Annotated in this window: 16 protein-coding genes; 9 read left to right on the top strand and 7 right to left on the bottom strand. The window is 70.6% G+C overall.

Features of this window, described 5'->3' with window-relative positions:
- Positions 1 to 50 precede the first annotated feature (50 nt).
- Genes IF46_RS0130005 through IF46_RS0130020 form a run of 4 tightly spaced genes read left to right on the top strand, consistent with a single transcriptional unit; the run spans position 51 to position 3,809 of the window.
- Positions 51 to 1,337, top strand: a complete 1,287-nt coding sequence (locus IF46_RS0130005; RefSeq protein ID WP_030491770.1) for a sugar ABC transporter substrate-binding protein — start codon at positions 51 to 53, stop codon at positions 1,335 to 1,337.
- Positions 1,334 to 2,320, top strand: coding sequence for a carbohydrate ABC transporter permease (locus tag IF46_RS0130010; RefSeq protein ID WP_030491771.1), 987 nt, complete (start codon positions 1,334 to 1,336; stop codon positions 2,318 to 2,320). The genes IF46_RS0130005 and IF46_RS0130010 overlap by 4 nt, the downstream gene beginning before the upstream one ends.
- On the top strand, positions 2,317 to 3,147 hold the full coding sequence (locus IF46_RS0130015; protein ID WP_030491772.1) for a carbohydrate ABC transporter permease: 831 nt from the start codon (positions 2,317 to 2,319) through the stop codon (positions 3,145 to 3,147). Before IF46_RS0130010 ends, IF46_RS0130015 begins: the two co-directional genes overlap by 4 nt.
- Before the next feature lie 26 nt (positions 3,148 to 3,173).
- Positions 3,174 to 3,809, top strand: coding sequence for an MOSC domain-containing protein (locus IF46_RS0130020; protein WP_030491773.1), 636 nt, complete (start codon positions 3,174 to 3,176; stop codon positions 3,807 to 3,809).
- A gap of 18 nt (positions 3,810 to 3,827) precedes the next feature.
- Here the strand turns inward: IF46_RS0130020 and IF46_RS0130025 are convergent, their stop codons facing one another.
- The 3 genes from IF46_RS0130025 to IF46_RS0130035 form a co-directional block, all read right to left on the bottom strand.
- Positions 3,828 to 4,739: a hypothetical protein gene (locus IF46_RS0130025; protein ID WP_030491774.1), complete on the bottom strand. Its 912-nt coding sequence runs from the start codon at positions 4,737 to 4,739 to the stop codon at positions 3,828 to 3,830.
- Positions 4,740 to 4,877: 138 nt separating this feature from the next.
- Positions 4,878 to 5,780: a phytanoyl-CoA dioxygenase family protein gene (locus tag IF46_RS0130030; protein WP_030491775.1), complete on the bottom strand. Its 903-nt coding sequence runs from the start codon at positions 5,778 to 5,780 to the stop codon at positions 4,878 to 4,880.
- A 221-nt stretch (positions 5,781 to 6,001) separates the two neighbouring features.
- Complete coding sequence (locus tag IF46_RS0130035) at positions 6,002 to 6,856, bottom strand: hypothetical protein (RefSeq protein ID WP_030491776.1); 855 nt, start codon at positions 6,854 to 6,856, stop codon at positions 6,002 to 6,004.
- A 277-nt stretch (positions 6,857 to 7,133) separates the two neighbouring features.
- On the opposite strand from IF46_RS0130035, the gene IF46_RS0130040 reads away from it, so the two are divergent.
- Entirely contained in the window at positions 7,134 to 7,898 is a 765-nt protein-coding gene (locus tag IF46_RS0130040; RefSeq protein ID WP_030491777.1) for an SDR family NAD(P)-dependent oxidoreductase, read from the top strand.
- A gap of 42 nt (positions 7,899 to 7,940) precedes the next feature.
- Here IF46_RS0130040 and IF46_RS0130045 read toward each other — a convergent pair whose 3' ends face one another.
- Complete coding sequence (locus IF46_RS0130045) at positions 7,941 to 8,729, bottom strand: enoyl-CoA hydratase-related protein (RefSeq protein ID WP_030491778.1); 789 nt, start codon at positions 8,727 to 8,729, stop codon at positions 7,941 to 7,943.
- 19 nt (positions 8,730 to 8,748) lie between these two features.
- On the opposite strand from IF46_RS0130045, the gene hemW reads away from it, so the two are divergent.
- Positions 8,749 to 9,972 (top strand): radical SAM family heme chaperone HemW, encoded by a 1,224-nt coding sequence (gene hemW / locus IF46_RS0130050; RefSeq protein ID WP_030491779.1) that lies wholly within the window; start codon positions 8,749 to 8,751, stop codon positions 9,970 to 9,972.
- 67 nt (positions 9,973 to 10,039) lie between these two features.
- Here hemW and IF46_RS0130055 read toward each other — a convergent pair whose 3' ends face one another.
- On the bottom strand, positions 10,040 to 10,666 hold the full coding sequence (locus IF46_RS0130055) for a DUF4870 domain-containing protein (protein ID WP_030491780.1): 627 nt from the start codon (positions 10,664 to 10,666) through the stop codon (positions 10,040 to 10,042).
- A 5-nt stretch (positions 10,667 to 10,671) separates the two neighbouring features.
- Positions 10,672 to 10,815 (bottom strand): hypothetical protein, encoded by a 144-nt coding sequence (locus IF46_RS34615; protein ID WP_157563665.1) that lies wholly within the window; start codon positions 10,813 to 10,815, stop codon positions 10,672 to 10,674.
- A gap of 76 nt (positions 10,816 to 10,891) precedes the next feature.
- On the opposite strand from IF46_RS34615, the gene hrcA reads away from it, so the two are divergent.
- The 3 genes from hrcA to IF46_RS0130070 all read left to right on the top strand — a co-directional run bounded on the left by hrcA (position 10,892) and on the right by IF46_RS0130070 (position 13,870).
- Positions 10,892 to 11,914: a heat-inducible transcriptional repressor HrcA gene (gene hrcA, locus IF46_RS0130060; RefSeq protein WP_030491781.1), complete on the top strand. Its 1,023-nt coding sequence runs from the start codon at positions 10,892 to 10,894 to the stop codon at positions 11,912 to 11,914.
- A gap of 75 nt (positions 11,915 to 11,989) precedes the next feature.
- Positions 11,990 to 13,135, top strand: a complete 1,146-nt coding sequence (gene dnaJ, locus IF46_RS0130065; RefSeq protein WP_030491782.1) for a molecular chaperone DnaJ — start codon at positions 11,990 to 11,992, stop codon at positions 13,133 to 13,135.
- Positions 13,136 to 13,870 carry a 16S rRNA (uracil(1498)-N(3))-methyltransferase gene (locus tag IF46_RS0130070; protein WP_030491783.1) on the top strand — a complete coding sequence of 245 codons (735 nt, stop codon included), beginning with the start codon at positions 13,136 to 13,138 and terminating at the stop codon, positions 13,868 to 13,870. It begins immediately after the preceding gene.
- Positions 13,871 to 13,973: 103 nt separating this feature from the next.
- Here IF46_RS0130070 and IF46_RS0130075 read toward each other — a convergent pair whose 3' ends face one another.
- Positions 13,974 to 14,735, bottom strand: a complete 762-nt coding sequence (locus IF46_RS0130075) for an SDR family NAD(P)-dependent oxidoreductase (protein WP_030491784.1) — start codon at positions 14,733 to 14,735, stop codon at positions 13,974 to 13,976.
- Positions 14,736 to 14,746 lie beyond the last annotated feature (11 nt).

The raw sequence follows: 14,746 nt of genomic DNA on the forward strand, positions 1-14,746 counted from the left end.
AAGGTGCGGCGGAGAAGGTTAGTTCCAAGCGGCGCGAGGGGAGAAGTGGCTTGAACAGGTGGAAGCGGCTGGCCCCGGTCACCGCCATGGTGGCCTCGGCCGCGATGGTGCTGACCGGTTGTGGGGGCTCCGGTGAGGACGCGGCCGACGACAGCAAGCTCACGGTCTGGATGATGGGTGAGGGTGGTCAGGCGCAGAACTCCTTCCTCGACGGTGTCGAGGCTGAGTTCCGCCAGAAGCACCCCGACACCGACGTGGTCGTGCAGTACATCCCTTGGCTTGAGGCGCCCAAGAAGTTCCAGGCCGCGCTCGCCGGCGGTGAGGGACCGGACATCACCGAGCTGGGCAACACCGAGACTCAGGGTTGGGCTGCTCAGGAGGCGCTCGCCGACGTGAGCTCTCGGATGGGCGGCTGGGCCGACAGCAAGGACCTGCTGCCCGACCTGGTGCGCAACGCGCAGCTCGATGGCAAGCAGTACGGCGTGCCCTGGTACGCGGGTGTGCGCGCGATCTACTACCGCACGGACTGGTTCGCCGAGGCCGGCGTGCAGCCCCCGAAGACCTGGGATGAGCTGGTCACCGTCGCCAAGGCCGTGCAGGCGAAGAAGAAGGGCACCTACGGCATCGCCCTTCCTGGCAACTCCGAGCTGCCCTTCTACTCCTTCCTCTGGGGCGCGGGCGGCGAGATCGCCAGCAACCAGGGCGGCACCTGGAAGTCCGGCTACAACACGCCGGAGGCGCAGCGGGCCGTCAAGTACTGGACCGACCTGGTGACCGTGCACAAGGTGGCCCCGCCGGCGGCCGCGGGTTGGAACGAGATCGACGCGCGTACCCAGTTCGCCACCGGCAAGGCCGCGATGGCCTTCGCCGGTAGCTGGCAGCAGGGTGCCATCAAGAAGGACAACCCCGAGATCGAGAAGGTCTGGGGTACGTTCCCGATCCCCGGCCCGGACGGCAAGGCGGCGCCCGGTTTCGCCGGCGGCTCGGACGTGGCGATCTGGAAGGACAGCGAGCGGCAGGACCTGGCCTGGGACTACCTGACCGTGCTGCTGAACAAGAAGAACTCGCAGAGCTTCGCGAGCAGCCTCGGCTTCTTCCCGGTCTACCAGGATCTGGTCGCTGGCGACGCGTACGCCAACGACAAGGTGATGGCGGCGTTCGCCACCACCATGCAGAACACCAAGCTCACGCCGCTCACCCCGAAGTGGGTGGAGGTCAGCCGGACGAAGACGGTGACCCAGGCGATGAACAGCTCGGTCATGAAGGGTCAGAAGACGGTCGAGAAGGCTACCGCCGACGCGGCCGGTGAGATGGAAAGCATCCTCAACGCCAAGTGACCACGCTGACCGAGGTGCCGGAGACGTCCGCCGCGCGGGAGACCCCCGCGCGGCGGCGTCGCCGAGTGGACCGCCTCCCTTACCTGTTGCTCCTGCCCGCCCTGGCGATCATCGGGGTGCTGCTGCTCTGGCCGCTCGGCCAGGTGGTGGTGATGTCCTTCTACCGGCTGAACAGCGTTCGGCAACTGCGCGGCGACCGGGAGTGGCCGTGGGTGGGGCTCGGCAACTACGCCGACATCCTCTCCGATCCGTTCTTCCTGACCGTGCTGCGCAACACGGTGCTGTTCGCCGCGGCCAACGTGCTGCTCACGATGGTGCTCGGCACCCTGGTGGGGCTGCTGCTCAACCGGCTCGGTCGCAAGATGGCGACGTTCGTGGCCAGCTGCGTGATGCTCGCCTGGGCGACGCCGGCGCTGACCGGCACGATCGTCTGGAAGTGGATCTTCGACGACACGAGCGGCCTGGTCACCTGGCTGTTCAACGCGCTGCCGGACGGGCTTTCCAACAGCCTGTTCGGGCGTAGCGACTGGACCGGCTACGGCTGGTTCAACTCGCCGCTGCTCTTCTTCGCCATCCTCACCCTGGTGGTGGTCTGGCACTCGTTCCCGTTCATCGCGGTGAGCGTGCTGGCTGGGCTCAAGAGCGTGCCGAGTGAGCTGCACGAGGCGGCCCGGGTGGACGGCGCCAGCCCGTGGCGGGTCTTCTGGAAGATCACCTTCCCGTTGCTGCGCCCGGTCTTCGGGATCCTGATCGTGCTCTCCACGATCTGGGACTTCAAGGTCTTCACCCAGCAGTTCGTGCTGGCCGGCGGCACCCAGGACCGGCCGACGTTCATGCTCGCCATCTACTCGTACGCCGAAGCCTTCTCTCCACCGCCGAAGTACGGACTCGGCGCGGCCATCGCGGTGATCCTCACCCTGATCCTGTTGGTGGTCACCGGCTTCTACGTACGGATGGTGCTCAAGCAGGAGGACGAGTCGTGAAGAAGGTCGCCCTCAACGGCGCCGGGGTGTTGGTCGCGCTCTTCGCGGCGTTCCCCGTCTACTGGATGATCTCCACCTCGCTGAAGCCGAGCAACGAGATCTTCTCGGCCACCCCGCAGCCGGTGCCGACCCACCCGACGTTGGCGCACTACCGGGAGATCCTGACCGGCAACCTGATTCCGGGCGTCAGCTTCCTCGACTTCTTCCTCAACAGCGCGCTGGTCGCCGTCTCCACAGTGGTGCTCAGCGGTCTGGTCGCGTTGCTCGCCGCGACCGCGGTGGCCCGGTTCCGGTTCCGGCTGCGGACCAGCTTCCTGATCATGCTGCTGGTGGTGCAGATGATTCCGCTGGAGGCGCTGGTCATCCCGCTGTTCCTGATGATCCAGCGGCTGGGCCTCTACAACACCCTGCCCAGCCTGATCCTCACGTACCTCGGTTTCTCGCTGCCGTTCGCGGTCTGGATGCTGCGCGGCTTCGTCGCCGCGGTGCCCAAGGAGTTGGAGGAGGCGGCGGCGATCGACGGGGCAAGCCGGGCCCAGACCTTCCGCCGGGTCCTCTTCCCGCTTGTCGCGCCCGGTCTGGTGGCCACCAGCATCTTCTCCTTCATCACCGCGTGGAACGAGCTGATCTTCGCGTTGACGTTCATCAACGACCAGGGGAGCTACACGCTGCCGGTGGCGATGACCTTCTTCTTCGGTCGGGACGACACCAACTGGGGGCCGGTGATGGCCGCGTCCACGTTGTTCACCCTGCCGGTCATCATCTTCTTCCTGCTGGTGCAGCGTCGGATGGTCTCCGGTCTGGTGGCCGGCGCCGTCAAGGGCTGACCCGCCCCGTAACTAGGCTGACGGGTATGACGGGCAGGGTGGCAGCCGTGAACCTCGGCATCGTGACCGAGGCGGAGTGGGCCGGCGACGCGAGCGGTCGCAGCGGCATCGACAAGCGACCGGTCGACGGGCCGGTGCCGCTGCTCACCGGCGGCCTCGCGGGCGACTTCATCGGCGACGGGGCCCGCCACGGTGGTCCTGACCAGGCGGTCTACGCGTACGCGGAGGAGGACGCCGCCTGGTGGTCCGCCGAGTTCGGCCGGTCCATCCGCTTGGGCGGCTTCGGTGAGAACCTGACCACCTATGCGGTCGACGTGACGGGTGCGGTGATCGGCGAGCAGTGGCAGGTCGGTTCCGCCCTGCTCCAGGTCACCAAGCCGCGGACGCCCTGCGCCACCTTCGCCGGGTTCTGGGGCGTACCGGATCTGATCCGACGCTTCACCGTCCGTGCCGCGCCGGGGGCGTACCTGCGGGTGCTGCGCGAGGGCGAGGTCGGCGCGGGCGACCCGGTCGAGGTGGTGGACCGGCCTGCGCACGGGGTGACCATCGGCGAGGTGTTCCGGGCGACCAGCCTGGAGCCGGAGTTGTTGCCCCGGCTGCTCGACGCGGAGGACCTGCCCGAGCCGATCCGGGAGAAGGCCCGCCGACGGCTCGGACGCTGACGGTCATCGGCGCGGCGTTCAGCGCATCAGGATGTCCTCGATGTGGGCGGTGGTGCCACCCCAGGCGGCAAGCGTGAGCTTCCCGCAGCCGGCGCTCTCCGTCTCGGCGAACTCGCCGGCCGGGATCCCGTCCACCTTCACGGAGTAGGTCGAGCCCCGCGCCGAGACCACCACGTGGCGGGTCTGCCGCAGGTCGGCGACCGGATAGGAGCCGCCGCCGACCCCACCGACGCCGGGTGTCGGCAGGGACGAGAACTTGGCGATGAAGGTGCCGTCGGAGTCCAGGTAGAGGATGATCGCGTCGCCGGTCGCCTGGTCGTTGTCGAGACCGCCGCGGGGGAGCACGGCCAGCCCGTAGTAGTCGACCGTGCCAGCGCCGAGCCGAACGTCGAACTCGACAGTGCCGTCGCACATCATGTGGTCCTTGAGGTATGCGCCCCACTGGCTCTCGATACTGTCCGGTGTGTCGATCCGCAACGCTGTTCCGTTGGCGACGAGGCTGAATGGCCCGTGCGTTCCGCCGAAGCGCTGGAAGCTGCTCGCGGCGACATACGGCGACCGTGGCGGCTCGTTCTTGCCGGTGGCTCCCGGTCGACCGGCGGCAGATCTCGTGGCGGGGCCCGGAGTCGTCTTCGGGCTGGTCGACTGCCGGGCGGACGCGGTCGGCGTGGGCGTGGCGCTCGCGGAGGCCTGCACCGGCACTGTGGGGGCCTGCGCCGGCACGGTCGTGGTGTCGGCCTGGGGCGGAGCGGATTGCCCGGCCGGCAGGCGGCCCTCCAGGAACGTGAAGATCGACGCTCCCACGAGGAGTACCGCGAAGATGCCGACTATCCATCGGTCGGTCAGCTTCTGCGGTGGTTTGATCCAGTTGCCGACGACACCGAGTGAGACTCCGAGAAGGAGCAGCGCCAGGGCGATGCCGTCGGTCATGCGGCACAGGGTACGGCCTGACCGGCGCGGTGCCGTTCAACTGTCGGCTAGCTGAAACTCCTGTCCGTCGCGCCGACGGGAACGGCCCCCGGCCATGCCGAAGGGCGATGACCGGGGGCCGTTCTCACGAGCGGAAGATCAGCGGAGCCAGGGGACGCTGCGGTCGAGCAGGCCGCGCTCCTTGAGCTCCTTGCGCAGCGGGATCTCGTCGTCGACGTACCCGTCCCAGTTGATGCCCCAGTAGTTGGCGGTGTGGGTGCCCTCACCGATCAGCTGGCGCTGCACCGGGGTGCGGTTGCGGTACCACTCGCCGTCCAGGTCGGGGTGCAGCTCGTCGAGCGGACGGATCCACCGGTAGGTGTAGCCGACGAAGAGCATCTTGCGGGTGATGGTCGACAGGTTCGTCGACCGCGAGTGCCACTGCCGGCGGTCGAAGATGAAGGCGTCGCCCGGGTTGGCGGTGATCTCCACCGTGCCCTCCGGGTCCGGGTTGTGCACGTTCAGGTCGTCCGGCCGGGGCAGCGAGTTCAGCAGGTGGCTGCCCGGGATGACCTTGGTGGCGCCGCGGCCGGTCTCGGAGAGGTCCGACAGCACGTACGCGACCTTCAGCGAGAACATCGGCCGGGGCAGGTTCGGGTCCATCGTCTCCGGGTCGGAGTTCTGCCGGTACCCGTCCTGGTGCCAGCCCCAGTACGGCTTCTCCGGCTCGGCGGCCGGTGGGGTGACGTCCAGGTGGTTGTGGTGGGTGTAGATGTTCCAGCCGGCCAGCCCCCACATGTACGGGAAGGCGATCGGGTGGGTCAGCAGCTCGCCGAAGAGCTCGTCGCGCTCCAGGAAGCCCAGCAGGTGCAGGGTGCCGTCCTTCTTTGTGGTGCCCTTCGCCTGCTCTTCCGCGTAGACGCGGTCGACCGCCGCCTCCAGCGCCGCCCGGTGGTCCTCCGTCAGGACGTTGCGCAGCAGGAGGAAGCCCTGCTCGTGAAACTCCTTGCGGTCAGTGTCGCTGATCGGTTCGTAACCGGTCCGGTCGCCGTAATCGAACACCGCGTCGCACCCCTCCCCAGAAGGTGAATCCTTTTTGGCACAGGCCGCCGAGCGTAACGCGCTGTAGCGGGTGCCGAGGGGGCGTCTTGTTGGGGGCAGGGTTGATTCGGGACTCTCGGCCGCGAAGCGGATGCGCGGAGTAGGAATCCTTAACCAATCACGTCTAATGTCCGCTTTGACTGTTTGTGCATTATCCGGATTCCTGTAATCCGGAGGTGCCCTCAACCCTCGCTGAAGACCTCGGCGACCACCCGCGATGCCGGATCTCCACCGACCTGGCTCCATTCGCCGTTCTTCGCGGTCCACTCCAGGGCGCCGAAGCGCACCCGCTTGACCCCGTGGTCCTGGGCGTGCGACACCAGCCAGTGCGCGTACCGCCAGCCGTCACGCTGGTCACTCGGTGTAACCGCCAGCCCGGTCGGGTCGGTCGGGTCGGTGCCCTTCAACCCCCAGTCCAGCACCAGGTTGCGGGTCAGCTGCGCGGCCGCCGCCGCGCCATGCATCGCCGGGGTACGCCCCACCGTGCAGGTGACCGCGCCGCTGGCGTCGCCGAGCAGGGCCCGGCTGAGCACCTCGGAGTCGTCGGCCCACTTCTGGTACGCCTCGGGGAACGCCGAGCGCTGCACCCGCTGGGCGGCATCGGTGACGCGCATCTCTTCCCAGCCGCGCACCTTCTTGAGGGCGGCGTAGAACCGGTTGGCCGCGTAACGCGGGTCGCGGATCTGCGTCGGGGTGCCCCAGCCCTGGCTCGGTCGCTGCTGGAACAGGCCGACCGAGTCGCGGTCGCCGGCGGCGAGGTTGCGCAGCCCGGACTCCTGGTACGCGGTGGCGAGCGCGACCACGACCGCCCGCTCGGGCATGCCGCGCTTCGCGCCGATCGCCGCGATGGTTGCCGCGTTGGCCATCTGGTCGGCGTCCAGCGCGACCCGTCCGTCGGCCTGCACGGTGCACTTGCGTGCCGTCAGCGGGAACTTGAGGTTGTCGCCGACCTGTCGTACGACGAGCCAGATCGCGATCACGGCGACGAGGATGAGGACCACTCCACCCGCCACGGTTGCCCGAGTTCGCACCCACACCCCCAGATCGACAGTCTGACAAGCGTACGTCCCCGCACGCCCCGCACGGGTCGTCCGAGCGGTTCGGGCCCAGCTTGGCCGACTCCGGGCCGGTTGGCGGTCGGCTACCGGTTGGCGACGTTCCCGCTCCGGTCGCAATCTCACCTGCCGGTCGTCCGGTCGTCCGCCCTGGTTGAGGGCTGTCGTATGCATCACGGGTCGCCGACGTGGGAAGCAATTCGCTGGTCAGGGACTTGACGGTGTTGACACGTCAATCCGACAAGTAGGGAGAAGTTCCATGGGAACCCTGGACGGCAAGGTCGTACTCATCACCGGCACCGGCGGTGGTCTGGGCCGCGTCGCGGCACTGACCTTCGCACGCGAGGGTGCGAAGGTCGTCGGGGTCGACCTCCAGGTCGCCGGTAACGACGAGACGGTCGAACTCGTCCGTCGCGCCGGCGGCGAGATGACCGGCATCGCCCCGGTCGACCTCACCGACCCCGAGCAGGTGCGCACGCTCGTCGACGACGCTGCCGCCGCCTACGGTGGGCTCGACGTGGTCTACAACAACGCGGCCGCGCTCCGCTTCGGCCCGATGCCCGATTTCTCCGTGCAGGACTGGCGCTACACCATCACCGGAGAACTCGACATTCCGTACTTCGTGTCGAAGTTCGCCTGGCCGCACCTGGTCCGGCGCGGAGGCGGCGTCATCATCAACGCCGCCTCCATGGCCGGGATGATCGGTGGCCACGTCCCGCCGATGGTCGGTCACACCGCAGCTAACGCCGGCATCATCGGCATGACGCGTCAGCTCGCGCTGGAAGGAGCGCCGCACGGGATCCGCGCGGTGGCGGTCAGCCCCGGCCCCACGCTCACCCCGGCCAGCGAACGCGACCTCGGTGACAACCAGGAGGCGCGCGACGCCATCACCAGCAAGACGCTGCTCAAGCGCTTCGCTCGCCCCGAGGAGGTCGTCGAGCTGGTGGTCTTCCTCGCGTCCGACCGGGCGTCGTACATCACCGGGGCCAACTATCCGGTCGACGGCGGCGCGACGGCGTGGTGACCGACCTCGGGGCGTCGCCGCTTAGCGGCGGCGCCCCGACGCTCAGCCGTCGAGAGCGGCCACCCATCGAGTCAATCGCTTCTCCCGGAACGCGGTGACCCCCTCGCGTCCCTCGTCGGACAGGAAGTAGCCGGTCGAGACGGCGGACAGCCGGGCCAGGTCGCCGCGCAACTCGGCGGCGCCCGGTCGGCGCAGCAACTCCTTCACGCCGGCCAGTGCCCCGGGCGCCCCGCGCACCAGCGAGTCGCAGTAGCCCCGTACCGCGTCGTCCAACCCGTCCGCAGGGACCGAGGCCGTGACCAGGCCGACCTCGGCGGCCCGGCGGCCGTCGAAGGTGTCCCCGGTCAGATACAGCTCGGCGGCGGCGCGGGGGTGCAGCCGGGGCAGCACGGTCGCCGAGATCACCGCCGGGATCACCCCGATGCGGACCTCGGTGAACGCGAACGTCGCCTCGTCGGCGCAGACCGCCAGGTCGGCGGCGGCGATCAGGCCCAGCCCACCGGCCCGTGCCGGCCCGGCGACCCGAGCCAGCACCGGCTTCGGGCACTCCCAGAGCGCCGCGAGCACGTCGCCCAGCATGCCGGCCGGCACCGTCCCGCTGGCGTACGCCGCGGCGGTCTCCTTCAGGTCCGCGCCCGAGCAGAAGACCGGGCCGCTGTGGTCGAGCACGATCACGCGGACCGTGTCGTCGGCGACCGCGTCCGCCAGCCCGGCCAGCAGTTGGGTCATCAGGCCGGTGGAGAGCGCGTTGCGGTTGTGCGGGCTGTCCAGGGTGAGGGTGGTCACCCCACGGGCCGTGGCGACCCGCACGAGGACGTCGGGAGTGGTCATGCCGGGCACACTAGTGGCCATGCCCGGCGTCCTTCCAGATGGTGAGACCGTCCCCGTCGACGGATCGTTGCCCGCCACCGCCACCACAGCGGTCGGCGCGCGTGGCTTCGGCGTGTACGTGCACGTGCCGTTCTGCGCCAGTCGCTGCGGTTACTGCGACTTCAACACCTACACGGCCGCCGAGCTGGGCGGTGGCGCGAGCCGCGAGGGGTACGCCGACACCGTCCTGGCCGAGCTGACGCTCGCCGCCCGGGTGCTCGGCGACAACCCGCCACCCCGGGTCGACACGGTCTTCGTCGGCGGCGGCACGCCCACCCTGCTCCCCGCCGACGACCTGGCCCGCATCCTCGACGGCATCGACCGCACCTGGGGGCTGGCCGCCGACGCCGAGGTGACCACCGAGGCCAACCCCGAGTCGGTCACCCCGGAATCGTTGAAGCGGCTGCGGGCCGCCGGCTACACCCGGATCTCGCTGGGCATGCAGTCCGCCTCCCCGGGGGTGCTGGCGATCCTGGACCGTAAGCACAGCGCCGGCCGGGCCACCGCCGCCGCCCTGGAGGCGCGCGACGCCGGGTTCGAGCACGTCAACCTGGACCTGATCTACGGCACCCCGGGAGAGCGGGCCGAGGACTTCGCCGCCTCGCTGGAGCAGGTCGTCGCCGCCGGGGTGGACCACGTCAGCGCGTACGCCCTGATCGTCGAGGACGGCACCCGGCTCGCCGCCCGGATGCGGCGCGGCGAACTGGCGTACCCCAGTGACGACGTGGCCGCGGACCGCTACCTGGCCGCGGAGGCCGCGCTCGACGCGGCCGGGCTCTCCTGGTACGAGGTCTCCAACTGGGCCCGCACCGAGGAGGCCCGCTGCCGGCACAACCTGCTCTACTGGACCGGCGCGGACTGGTGGGGGCTGGGCCCGGGGGCGCACAGCCACGTCGGCGGGGTGCGCTGGTGGAACGTCAAACACCCCTCGGCGTACGCCCAACGGTTGGCTGCCGGCGCGTCTCCCGGCCTGGCCCGGGAGGTGCTCACGGCCGACGAGGCGCACATGGAGGACGTGATGCTCCGGCTGCGGCTGGCCAGTGGCCTGCCGCTGGCGGTGCTCGACGCCACCGGGCGGGCCGGGGCCGAGCGGGCGCTGGCTGGCGGCCTGCTCGACGCCGCGGCGTACGCGGCCGGCCGGGCGGTGCTCACCCTGCGCGGCCGGTTGCTCGCCGACGCGGTCGTCCGTGACCTGCTCCCCTGACCGAGCCCACCACCCCTCGTGAACGGCAGCAGTGCGCCGGACCGGCCGGGGGAGCGGCCGGCCCGGGTCACTTGATGAAGTTGGCCGACATCGGGTAGCGGTACGGGTTGCCCTCGTTGGCCTTCACGCCGGCGATGATCCCGAACAGGATCTGGATCACCACGACGGCGATGCTGGGCAGGAAGAGCAGGCACCAGCTCACGAAGAGCAGCACGAACGCGATGACCGACCAGAGGATCTGGAAGTTCAGGGCGGCGAGCGCGTGCGCCCGGACGGTCGGCGACTGTTGGCCGCGGGCCAGGTAGGCGATGAGCGGGGCGACGAAGCCCAGCGGACCAAAGCTGATCAGCGCGCCGAGGGCGCCGCCGAAGTGCGCGACAAGCGCCCAGGTCTTGTCCTCGTTGTTGGCGTAGCCGCCGCCGGGGCCGCCGTAGGCCCCACCGGTCGGATATCCGCCAGCCGGCGGGTAGCCCCCGGGCGGCGGATAGCCACCTGCCGGAGGGTAGCCACCTGACGGCGGTTGGTCACCGGTGGGCGGCGGATAGCCACCGGGCGGGGGATAGCCGCCCGGGCCTGGTGCCCCGGACAGTGGTGCGGTGGGCGGCTCGGCCGACGGGAACGGGCCCGGGGAGGTCGGCTCCGGCGGGTAGTTGCCGGTGTCACCGGAACCGGGAGGGCGGGGAGGTTCAGTCATGGATGTCACGGTAGGTGCCCACGGCAACGCCGCACCAGAGCGACACCGCCCGGCAGTGCGGGCCGATCGGCCCAGCGGGGTGGTGTGGGCCGCACCGACAGGTGGTCGTTGATCATCGCGTGGGCGGGTACGCCGACGTAGACTGGCACTCGTTACAGTCGAGTGCCAGGACGGCTGGGCCGGCCCAAGACGCCGGCGGCCGACGTGCGACAGGAGGTGCGGAGGATGGGTCTCGACGACCGGAAACTCGCCGTGCTCCGCGCCATCGTCGAGGACTACGTCTCCACCCAGGAGCCGGTCGGCAGTAAGGCGCTTGTCGAGCGGCACCAGCTCGGGGTCTCCCCGGCCACGGTCCGCAACGACATGGCCGTGCTGGAGGAGGAGGGCTACATCCGGCAGCCGCACACAAGTGCCGGCCGGGTGCCCACCGACCGCGGCTACCGCCTCTTCGTCGACAGGTTGTCCCGGGTCAAGCCGCTCAGCCCGGCCGAGCGCCGGGCCATCGAGCGCTTCCTGGTCGGTGCGGTCGACCTCGACGACGTGGTGCACCGCACGGTGCGGCTGCTCGCCCAGCTCACCCGGCAGGTCGCCGTCGTGCAGTACCCGAGCCTGGCCCGCTCCTCGGTGCGCCACCTGGAGCTGGTGCCGATCTCCACGACCCGGTTGATGCTTGTCATGATCGCCGACACCGGGCGGGTGGAGCAGCGACTCGTGGAGTTGCCCGGGCCGGTGCTCGCCGACGACGTCACCGACCTCCGTCGACTGATCAACGAGAAGCTCGCCGGCGCCCGGCTGTCCGAGACGCCACCGCTGGTGCAGGCGCTTGTCGAGGAAGCACCGACCGACCTGCGCCCGACCATGACCACGCTCGCCACCGTCCTGCTGGAAACGCTTGTCGAGCGGCACGAGGAACGGATCGCGCTCGCCGGCACCGCGAACCTCACCCGGGGCGGTCTGCTCGACTTCCAGGGCTCCCTGCGGCCGATCCTTGAAGCTCTGGAGGAGGAGGTCGTGCTGCTCAAGCTCATCGGTGAGACTGAGCCGAGCACGACCCGGGTGTTGATCGGCGACGAGAACGAGTTCGACAACCTGCGCGCCGCCTCCGTGGTCAGCACCGGGTACGGCCCGGGCGCCACCATCCTGGGCGGTATGGGGGTGCTGGGCCCCACCCGGATGGACTACCCCGGCAACATCGCCACAGTGCGCGCCGTGGCACGCTACGTGGGCGAGTTGCTGGCCCAGAACTGATTGGTCAGGGCCGATGCGGCCGGCTGCGGCCGCCGACCGGCGCAACGCGAGACGAACATGAGGACACGGAACGCAGTGGCCAGGGACTACTACGGCATTCTCGGTGTGAGCCGGGAAGCCTCCGATGACGAGATCAAGCGCGCCTACCGCAAGCTGGCACGCCAGTTCCACCCGGACGTCAATCCGGACCCGGAGGCTCAGGAGAAGTTCAAGGACATCAACGCCGCGTACGAGGTCCTCTCGGACGACCGGAAGCGGCAGATCGTCGACCTGGGCGGCGACCCGCTCGCCCCGGGTGGTGGCGGCGCTGGCGGCCCGGGAGGCCCCGGAGGTGCCGGCCCGTTCGTCGGTTTCCAGGACATCATGGACGCGTTCTTCGGCGGTGCGGGCGGCAACGCCCGTGGCCCGCGTCCGCGTACCCGGCCGGGTGCCGACGCGATCCTGCGCCTCGAGCTCGACCTGCACGAGACGGCGTTCGGCGTCGAGGCCCCGATCACCGTCGACACCGCCGTGCTCTGCACCACCTGCTCCGGCGCCGGAACCGCCGCCGGCACGCACCTGGCGACCTGCGAGGCGTGCGCCGGTCGGGGCGAGGTGCAGTCGGTGCAGCGCACCTTCCTCGGCCAGGTGGTCTCCGCCCGGCCGTGCACCGTGTGCCAGGGCTACGGCACCACCATCCCGCACCCCTGCCCGACCTGCGCCGGCGACGGCCGGGTGCGCACCCGCCGCTCGCTGACTGTCAAGATCCCGGCCGGCGTCGAGGACGGCATGCGGATCCGGCTGGCCCAGCAGGGCGAGGTGGGCCCCGGTGGGGGCACCGCCGGTGACCTCTACGTGGAGATCCACGAGCGCCCGCACGACGTGTACTCCCGTAAGGGCGACGACCTGCACTGCCGCGTCACCGTGCCGATGACGGCGGCGGCGCTGGGCACCCGGCTGACCATCAAGACGCTGGACAGCGAGGAGACCGTCGACGTCAAGGCCGGCACCCAGCCAGCCAGCACGCTGCGCCTGCGCGCCAGGGGTGTGCCGCACCTGCGCGGCACCGGCCGAGGTGACCTCTACGTGCACCTGGACGTGCGGACGCCGACCAAGCTCGACCCGGACCAGGAGAAGATGCTGCGCGATTTCGCCAAGACCCGTGGCGAGGAGGTCGCCGAGCTGTCCAAGCAGGGCGGCTTCTTCTCCCGGATGCGCGACGCGTTCAACGGGCACGCCTGAGTGTCCGCGCCGCTCTTCCTGGTCGAGGCGCTGCCCACCGGCGACGCGCTGACCCTGGACGGCCCGGAGGGCCACCACGCCGCCACCGTGCAACGGCTGCGGGCCGGCGAGGAGTTGCTGCTCGCCGACGGCCGGGGTGGCACGGCCGCCGCCGTGGTCACCGCCGTCGGCCGGGGCAGCTTGGACGTCACAATCACCTCCCGGGGGTACGCGGACGCGCCGGTCCCCCGGCTGGTGACCGTGCAGGGCATCGCCAAGGGTGACCGGGGCGAGCTGGCCGTGCAGGCGATGACCGAGGTCGGGGTCGACGAGATCGTGCCCTGGGCGGCGTCGCGCTCGGTGACCCAGTGGCGTGGCGACCGGGGCGTACGCGCTCGGGAGAAGTGGGTGGCGACCGCCCGGGAGGCGGCCAAGCAGGCCCGCCGCCCGTGGCTGCCGGTGGTGGCCGGTGCGCCGGACGAGTCCACCGCGACGGTGGCTCGCCGGATCGCCGGTGCCGCCGCCGGGTTCGTGCTGCACGAGGAGGCCGAGGAGCGGCTCACCACCGCAGACCTGCCGTCGGTCGGCGAGATCGTCCTGGTGGTCGGCCCGGAGGGTGGCATCGCCCCGGCCGAGCTGACCGCCTTCGCCGAGGCCGGCGGGCGACCCGTACGCCTCGGGCCGGCCGTGCTGCGCACCTCCACCGCCGGGGTCGCGGCCCTCAGCGTGCTAGCCACCCGCCTAGGCCGCTGGTAACCCCGCGCCGCTTCGCGTCGCGCCGCGCATCCTCAGCGAGATCTTGGAAGGATAAGGCCCTTCCCGGGGCGCTTTCCTTCCAAGATCTTGTCGGAACGGAGTCTCAGCTGCGCAGGTAGGAGGCGCCGTTGAGGTCGACGATGGTGCCGGAGGCCCACTCGGCCTGCGGCGAGGCCAGCCAGTGCACGGCGGCGGCGATCTCCTCGGGTTTGCCCACCCGGTCGAACGGGCTCTGCGCCCGGATGGCCGCACCCTGCTCACCGCGCAGGTGCTCGGTGGTCATGTCGGTCGCCACGAAGCCCGGCGCGACGGTGGCGACAGTGATGCCGTACGGCGCGAGCGCCACGGCGAGGGACTGGCCCAGTGCGTTCAGCCCCGCCTTGCTGGCGCCGTACGCCGGCTGGTCCGGCTCGCCGCGGAACGCGCCCCGGGACGAGACGTTGACGATCCGGCCGCCGCGTTCACGCATGTGCTGGGCGGCGCACCAGGTGACGTTGCCGGCCCCGGTCAGGTTGGTCTCCAGCACCTGCCGCCAGCGCTTCTGCCACTGCTCGTAGGAGGCGCCGAAGATCGGGTGCGGGTCGTCCCGGTCGCCGTACATCCCGGCGTTGTTGACCAGCACGTCCAGCCCGCCGAGCAGTTCGGCGGCCCGGTCGACCATGACCCGGACCGCGTCCGGATCGGTGAGGTCGGCGCGGACCACCACGTGCCCGGCGCCGGGCAACTGCGCGCGCAGCTCCTCGGCCGCGTCGGCGGAGTCGCGGTGGTGGATCGCCACCCGGTCGCCGCCCGCCGCGAACGCTTCCGCCACCGCGCGGCCGATCCCGCGCGAGGCCCCGGTCACGAGTACCGCCCGATCCGTCATGCCGGCCATCC

Source organism: Micromonospora chokoriensis (genome assembly GCF_000718555.1).
GTDB classification, from domain to species: Bacteria; Actinomycetota; Actinomycetes; order Mycobacteriales; family Micromonosporaceae; genus Micromonospora; species Micromonospora chokoriensis_B.